This window comes from Alphaproteobacteria bacterium, from assembly GCA_018063245.1.
Taxonomy (GTDB): domain Bacteria; phylum Pseudomonadota; class Alphaproteobacteria; order JAGPBS01; family JAGPBS01; genus JAGPBS01.
Map to the genome: position 1 here is coordinate 1 of JAGPBS010000075.1, position 6,379 is coordinate 6,379.

Genomic DNA, 6,379 nt, shown 5'->3' on the forward strand with positions numbered 1-6,379 from the left:
GAAAGCGCCGATTGTTTTGGCGGTCCTCACCTTTATCATGCAGATTGTTCAAACCGTCATCAGTGCCTATCTGCCTGACTCGGGCTGTTCATCAGACACGACTGTTCCAACAATCACAGTGCCAACGAGTCTGTCATAGGAGGAAGGGGCAGGGCTTCAAATCTTGAATTGCTTACAGAACGGTGGTGTTGGTGTCATTTTGAATTTGACCTCTTTCATGCCCGCTTGAAGGTCCTCGGGGATTTTGTCTATATAATTGTAGGAAAGATCCAGATATTGGAGTTTTGTGAGATCTAGGATATCGGGTGAGATTTTCTGTAAATGGCCATTCATCAACTGTAGGTCTGTCAGTCCTGTTAATCTAAAGAGAACTTGGGGCATGACGTCAAAAGTGGCATCTGTGAAATGTAACCTCTCTAATGTTGGCGCAAGTTCTTTCAGTTGATCGGGTAAAGCAGAAATGCGGCATCCATGAAAATAAAGGCTAAGATATAGAGATGGATTTTCTGTGTTTTTTAAGTGGGCAATTTCAGGTGGGACATAGGTTAGTTTTGGATCATACCAAGCAAAGGATTTAAAGCCGTGGTATCTTCGAGATCCATCAATAAGGTCTAAGATGGCCTGACGACAATTCTTGTAGGCTTTAAATGCCTCACCTAATGATAGAGATTGTTCATTGCCTCGACGTGTTTGATTATATCTTTCCACGGATTTTGCAAAAGTGATAAGGTGTCGATCATATGCATCTTCATCAGAAAATTGACAGAAGTACTCGAAGGACAGACCACTTGCAATTTCGTCTGACGCCAATTCAGGCATTTCTGATTGAAGTTTCTCGAAAATAAATACTGCCTGGTCATGATCAGAGGGAGTCGTTTTTAATCCGTTGGTTGGCCCCATTGCAAATGCCGTTGATATAAACATTTGTGTGCAGAATGCCCCTACGCCAGCACCGATGAGTAATTTCTGGAATGGTGTGAAATCATCGGGCATTTTGTGGTTATTATTTGCATAGGTTCTAGTCGGTATGTTAACAAATCTTTGCTGCACAGGGATGGCTGCTGCCGGCATGCTCCGGAGCGGATTGACTCTTGTGCTCGATGTGTGAAAAGAGTGAACAGGCGCCTTTGGGAGGAGAGGTTTAAAGGCTGGGATTGTTCTTTGTATTTTAGTGAAAAATGTCATTTCGATTCCTTATGGTTGTTTGGTGATTAAATTTTTATTCGTTGAGTTTTATGTTTTGTGCGTTCAAACCAAATTGAAGCTAAGCTGTGGGAGGTTTTTTATCGAAGAAAATTTTTACCCCACTCCGTTTGATCTGATCTGGAATTGCCAGAATATTTGTATTGTTGAGGTCGAGAGTTTTCAATTTCTTGAGTTTCAGTATTTGAAGTGGGCAAGATTCTATCGGATTATGACTTAAATCCAGATGCTCAAGATTCGGTAATGACACAACCCCTTGAGGAAATCTATGTATTTCATTGAGGCCAGCTTTGAGAATTGTTAGATTTTGTAGCTGCTCTATGTTTGTGGGAATAGAGATGAGGCGATTGTTTGATATATCCAATTCAGTTACATGTTTGCAATTCATAAGCTCAGGAGGCAGGGCATATAAGTTTCTTCCAGAAAGGCTAAGACTTGTTCCTTTAGGATTTTTGATGTTTTCAATAATCCAGAATCTTGCTGCACAATATTGTTTAAAGGCAAGATTTAAAGATATTGGTATAAGGCCTTGTTCTTCTCTTCCAAAATTGTGAACCTCAAGTCGTACTTTGAACATCATATAAACATGATCAGCAAATTCTGATTCAGAATTGAAACATTGTCTCGAAAGGTATTTTTTCACCTTCGCGATTGATAGATCAAAAGCCTCGCTGATTTCTTCGCAGATTTGATCTGAGATTGAAATGAGAAAACGTTGATTGTCATTGAGAGTTTCTGTACCCTTCGAATCCGTAACAGGCTCGATTTCTTTAGCCTGAACAGAATTTCTAACGATTACCGTATGAAGAAATCCAGCACTAAATGCAACAGTTGCATATAATGCAAGTTCTTTTTTATCGTCGAATGGATCTTCGGTATCATTTCGATGATCGGAGCTATAGGGTCTTAAATTCACCAAAGCCAATCTTTGCTGCACGGGGATGGCTGCTGCGGGCATGTTCCTGAGCGGATTGACTCTTGTGCTCGATGTGTGGAAATGTTGAACAGGCGCCTTTGGGAGGAGAGGTTTAAGGGCTGGGATTGTTCTTTGTATTTTGCTGAAAAATGTCATTTCGATTCCTTATTGATTTAGAGTTTTGCAGCAGGCTCATCTTGAAAGACTGGATGATTGTCTTCAATGATAAAGTAGAATTGATGCCCATTCACTTCTGTGTCTTCATAGACAGAGATTTTAGGCGTTGGACGATTCGGTGTTTTAACAACATTCATGATAGCACCAGCCCATCCAATCGACATCACATCATTGAGATGATGTGATCTTCCATCAAAACCTACTAAATTTTCAGGCAGGCTTTGGATTGGATTTTTGACAACTGAGAGAAATTGCAGGTTTGGCATATGCTCAATGGGTGGTAATTTTGTGAGCTTGTTCTTTGTTAGAAGAAGAATTTTTAATTTTGGCATCACATGATTGAATTCAGTAATCTGATTCCCCCCTAGATCAAGTGAAGCGATCGATTGAGAAGTCGCAATGTGCCTAGGAAAGCTGGTGAGTTGATTGTTAGCAACTTGGATTTCACGTAGATTCGGTAATTCGCCCAAGGAATCTGGGAGTGTTTGAAGATGATTGTGATTTAAAATCATCACAATTAGGTTTTTGAGGCCGCTTAGATTGGAAGGTATTTCCTTCAGCTGGTTTTTCACCATATATAAGAGTTGCAAGGAGCTGAGCTCGCCAAATGAATCGGGTAAGGTCGTTAACTGATTGTTCGATAATTGCAAAAGAGTCAGGCCCTTAAGCCCTCCGAATGTTGCTGGCAATGTTGTAATTTGATTGTCTTTTAGAAAAAATTCTTTCAATTTTTTTAGCGATCCAAAAGAAGCAGGAAGAGTCGCTAACTGATTATATTCAAGATTAATCTCTTCTAATTGTGCAAGATTTCCAAACTGTTCAGGAAGAGCTGAAATTTGATTTTTCTCTAGACTTAATTTTTTGAGGTTGGTCAAATTGCAAAATGAATCAGGGAGAGTTTTTGTTTGATTATCTTCGTAAATAAGATGTGTCATCTTTTTGAGCTTTGTTAGACTCTCAGGAAAGGTTGCAAAACTATTTCCAGAGACTTCCATTTTCTCCATGTGCTGTAAATCGCCAATAAAGTCTGGGAAAACGGTGAGTCTTGTACGAAAAAGAGTGAGTTCTCGCGCATGTAACTGATTTTTGAGTTCTTCAGGAAGCAGGGTTAATTTAAAACAAGACAAGTAAATGACGCCATCTTTTTCTGTACGATTGATACGGTCTCTTGCTTTTTTATAGTTAGTGAAGGCCTCTGCAATTGTGACTGGTTCTCTGTCTGGGAAAGCAGCATTGCTTCGGTCGATCGATTCATAAAATTCAACCAAGTGCAGCGCAAAACCAGCAGGATTTCCAACAAAGCAACCCACAGAAAGTGTTTCTTTGATCTCCTCGATGGTGATATCAGGATAGTCTTCTTTTATGTCGTCTTTCAATTCTGTGACAAGATTAAAAATGAGCTTTTCCATTTTTTCATCTGACTGGGTTTGTGTTTGGACTGATGCAATGAGCGAGGTAATCAGAAGTACCGGTTCGCTTGGGGATGTGGGCTTCGATTCTGAGCCCTTTTGGCTAGAAGATGTCTCTGAGTAGCCTCTGAGAGTTGTTGTCGGAGCTTGTATCTTTGTCTCACGGCTTGTGAGCATAAGACGAGGCGAGTCAGAATCTTGCTGCATTCGAGTGCTGACTCTGGAAAGATGGCCGCTGCTGACGGCTCGTAACGCCAGTTGTGGTTGAAAAGCTTTGAGAATTTGAGCAGCTCTTTGTGTTTTGTTGAGAAATGTCATTTTGTGTTTCCTTGATTGAGTTGATTATTTTAGAACAGAAGCAATGGCTGAAATAAGGCCTTGTTTTGCTCGTTCAGCTTCAATCTCAGGTCGAGAGGGCATCACGTTTGGGCGATATTGATCGTCTCGATAGATGTGGCAACGAGGGGTTTTGGAGCGAATTCTCTCAAGCATGACTTTCTCCCAAAAAGTAAAATCATTAAAACTGACACTTTGACCTTTGGTTAAATAGCCATGGATGTGAAGTGTATATAGTTTTTTGAGGGAGAGAAGCTCTCTTGGAAGAGACGTGAAATCGTTAAAGTCAAGATTAAGATAATCGAGGCTCTGTAGCTTCGAGAATTCCGGGGGTAGTCCCTTGAGTTGATTACGCTCAAGACTCAGATCTGTAAGCTTCGTAAGTTGTCCAATCTCTGCAGGCAAGCTTTTTAGATTGTTGTCACTAAGATTGAGATAGTCTAGATCAGTTAGATTTCGGATTTGTGGCGGCAAGTAGCTGATATTGTTAGCTCGGAGATCAAGAATTGTAAGTCCTGGAATTTGCTCAATCTCAGGCGGGAGTGCTGTTAAGTTCATGTTCTTGAATTCAAAGCCTGTTTCACCTTGTTCCTTATTTTGTCGAATCCTGTCCTTGCAATTTAAATAAGCATAATAAGCTTGAAGCATATAAGAGCCGTCATTTTCATAAATGTCTCGGGCAATTTGAGGTGTGATTGTGCCAGAGGGTATCTCTCCTTTCATATAGGGCGTACTATATTCAACAGAGATTTTGAAATGAATCACATGAAGCGCGAAATCGAGCTCTGCAGTCGGCCCTTTAAAGTATGATTTTGAGAGATTTTCTTCAATGTTAGACCTGTTTGTCATTTGTGCTTTAAAAGAATTTTCCATTTTTGTTTTTAAAGCATCAGGTATGCCATCCATAGAAGGATTCGGCATTTCTTTTAATTGGATAGGAGAAGGTGCAAAGGTCATTTGGCAAATTGCAGTGTGAAGATCGTGTAAAATCTTTTCAGAAAGCAGAAAAATTTCCTCTGTTGCTGTGGCTTTGTTCCAAGGCTTTAAAATCGCTTGGAGTCTTTCTTCTGTTGGGGATTGTGTAGGTTTGAGGTAAGGATATAGATCAGCTCTATTGAATGAGAGCGTTTCGTCTTCCTTTTGAGATGTAAAGTAAGAGGCGGCAGCAAGAGATCCTGCGCCGAATGTGAGTAAGCCAATGTTTTGAAGGAGGTCTTTGAAATTTGTTTTTTGACTGCTGCGGTTTAAAAGCGGCGTTGTCGGAGCTGGTTCTGTGTTTGAATTGACTTTTGGCCCTACCTCTGCACTCATTGCCCTAAGCGCAATGCGAGGGGTAAAGGAGCGGAATAGAGGCGCAAATTGTCTTATTTGTGTTGGTTTGATAAATGTCATTTTATGTTTCCTTTAGGTTGGCTTGTTAATAATTTGCTTTAGATGAAGGATATTCGGCTAAAAGGATTTTCGCTGAAATCGGCCTCTTGTAATTTTGGCAATAAGCCCAAAAGCTCATAGGGGGCATAAGCAAATTTATTGTGCTGAGCTTTGATTTTGGTAAGATTTGCAAGTTCAGTGAAGTTGCGAGGTAGATGGGTGAGGTTATTGTTTGAAATATCTAATTGCACCAAGTGCTTGCATTTCATAAGTTCATGAGGAAGAGCCAATAAATCGAGACCCGAGAGATTTAAGTTTGTTTTCTGCGGATCATCCATGCTTTCTAAAATCCTATCTCTTGCTATCTTGTATTGGGTAAAGATCAAATAAGGGGAGATTGGCGGCAAGCAATTTTCTTGTCTTTTATAATTCAAAATTTCAAGACGACGCTCAAAGATTGTATAGACATGATTTATAAAATCATCCTCATCTCTGAAGCTTTCTCTGGAAAGAGATGTTCTGACATCAGATATTGGCAATTTTAAAGCATTCGCAATCTCTTTACAAAGATCTGTTGTAAAAGAGATGTGGTCAGCAGGCAGAGTTGAACTAAATGATCTGAGACTCATGAAGACTGCTCTTTGATTGAAAGGAATAGGTGCGAGAGAAATTTGGGGGAGCGGATTTGTTCTTGGTGTTAAATGATGAAAGGTTTGTTTTGGCAGTTTTGGTAAAAGGGTTAAAAATGCAGGTATGACTCTTTGAGTATTCTTTATAAATGTCATTTTGTATCTCTTTATTGTGCGGTTTGCTTTTGATCTGCAGTTTGTTTAGGAATGCTGCTATAGCTAAGATAATACTGTCCTGTACCCTGATCATGGAATGTTTTGAGACGTAGGAGGAGTTGCTTTTGCTCATCGCTCAATGTTTCCCATTGACCTTTTGCAGGGAACCCATGGAGACTGAG

General features: G+C 40.1%; 5 protein-coding genes. All 5 read right to left on the reverse strand.

Annotation, left to right across the window (positions count from 1 at the left end; translation table 11 throughout):
- Window positions 1-156 precede the first annotated feature (156 nt).
- Window positions 157-1,185: a leucine-rich repeat domain-containing protein gene (locus KBF71_08625; GenBank protein ID MBP9878376.1), complete on the reverse strand. Its 1,029-nt coding sequence runs from the start codon at window positions 1,183-1,185 to the stop codon at window positions 157-159.
- Window positions 1,186-1,264: 79 nt separating this feature from the next.
- Window positions 1,265-2,275: a leucine-rich repeat domain-containing protein gene (locus tag KBF71_08630; GenBank protein ID MBP9878377.1), complete on the reverse strand. Its 1,011-nt coding sequence runs from the start codon at window positions 2,273-2,275 to the stop codon at window positions 1,265-1,267.
- A 17-nt stretch (window positions 2,276-2,292) separates the two neighbouring features.
- Window positions 2,293-4,023, reverse strand: a complete 1,731-nt coding sequence (locus KBF71_08635; protein MBP9878378.1) for a leucine-rich repeat domain-containing protein — start codon at window positions 4,021-4,023, stop codon at window positions 2,293-2,295.
- 24 nt (window positions 4,024-4,047) lie between these two features.
- Window positions 4,048-5,433, reverse strand: a complete 1,386-nt coding sequence (locus KBF71_08640; GenBank protein MBP9878379.1) for a leucine-rich repeat domain-containing protein — start codon at window positions 5,431-5,433, stop codon at window positions 4,048-4,050.
- 38 nt (window positions 5,434-5,471) lie between these two features.
- Complete coding sequence (locus KBF71_08645; GenBank protein MBP9878380.1) at window positions 5,472-6,197, reverse strand: hypothetical protein; 726 nt, start codon at window positions 6,195-6,197, stop codon at window positions 5,472-5,474.
- Window positions 6,198-6,379 lie beyond the last annotated feature (182 nt).

Excerpts from the sequence above, each read along its gene's own strand:
- KBF71_08640 (MBP9878379.1), bottom strand. The coding sequence starts at position 5,433 with ATGACATTTATCAAACCAACACAAATAAGACAATTTGCGCCTCTATTC.
- KBF71_08645 (MBP9878380.1), bottom strand. The coding sequence starts at position 6,197 with ATGACATTTATAAAGAATACTCAAAGAGTCATACCTGCATTTTTAACC.
- KBF71_08625 (MBP9878376.1), bottom strand. The coding sequence starts at position 1,185 with ATGACATTTTTCACTAAAATACAAAGAACAATCCCAGCCTTTAAACCT.
- KBF71_08635 (MBP9878378.1), bottom strand. The coding sequence starts at position 4,023 with ATGACATTTCTCAACAAAACACAAAGAGCTGCTCAAATTCTCAAAGCT.
- KBF71_08630 (MBP9878377.1), bottom strand. The coding sequence starts at position 2,275 with ATGACATTTTTCAGCAAAATACAAAGAACAATCCCAGCCCTTAAACCT.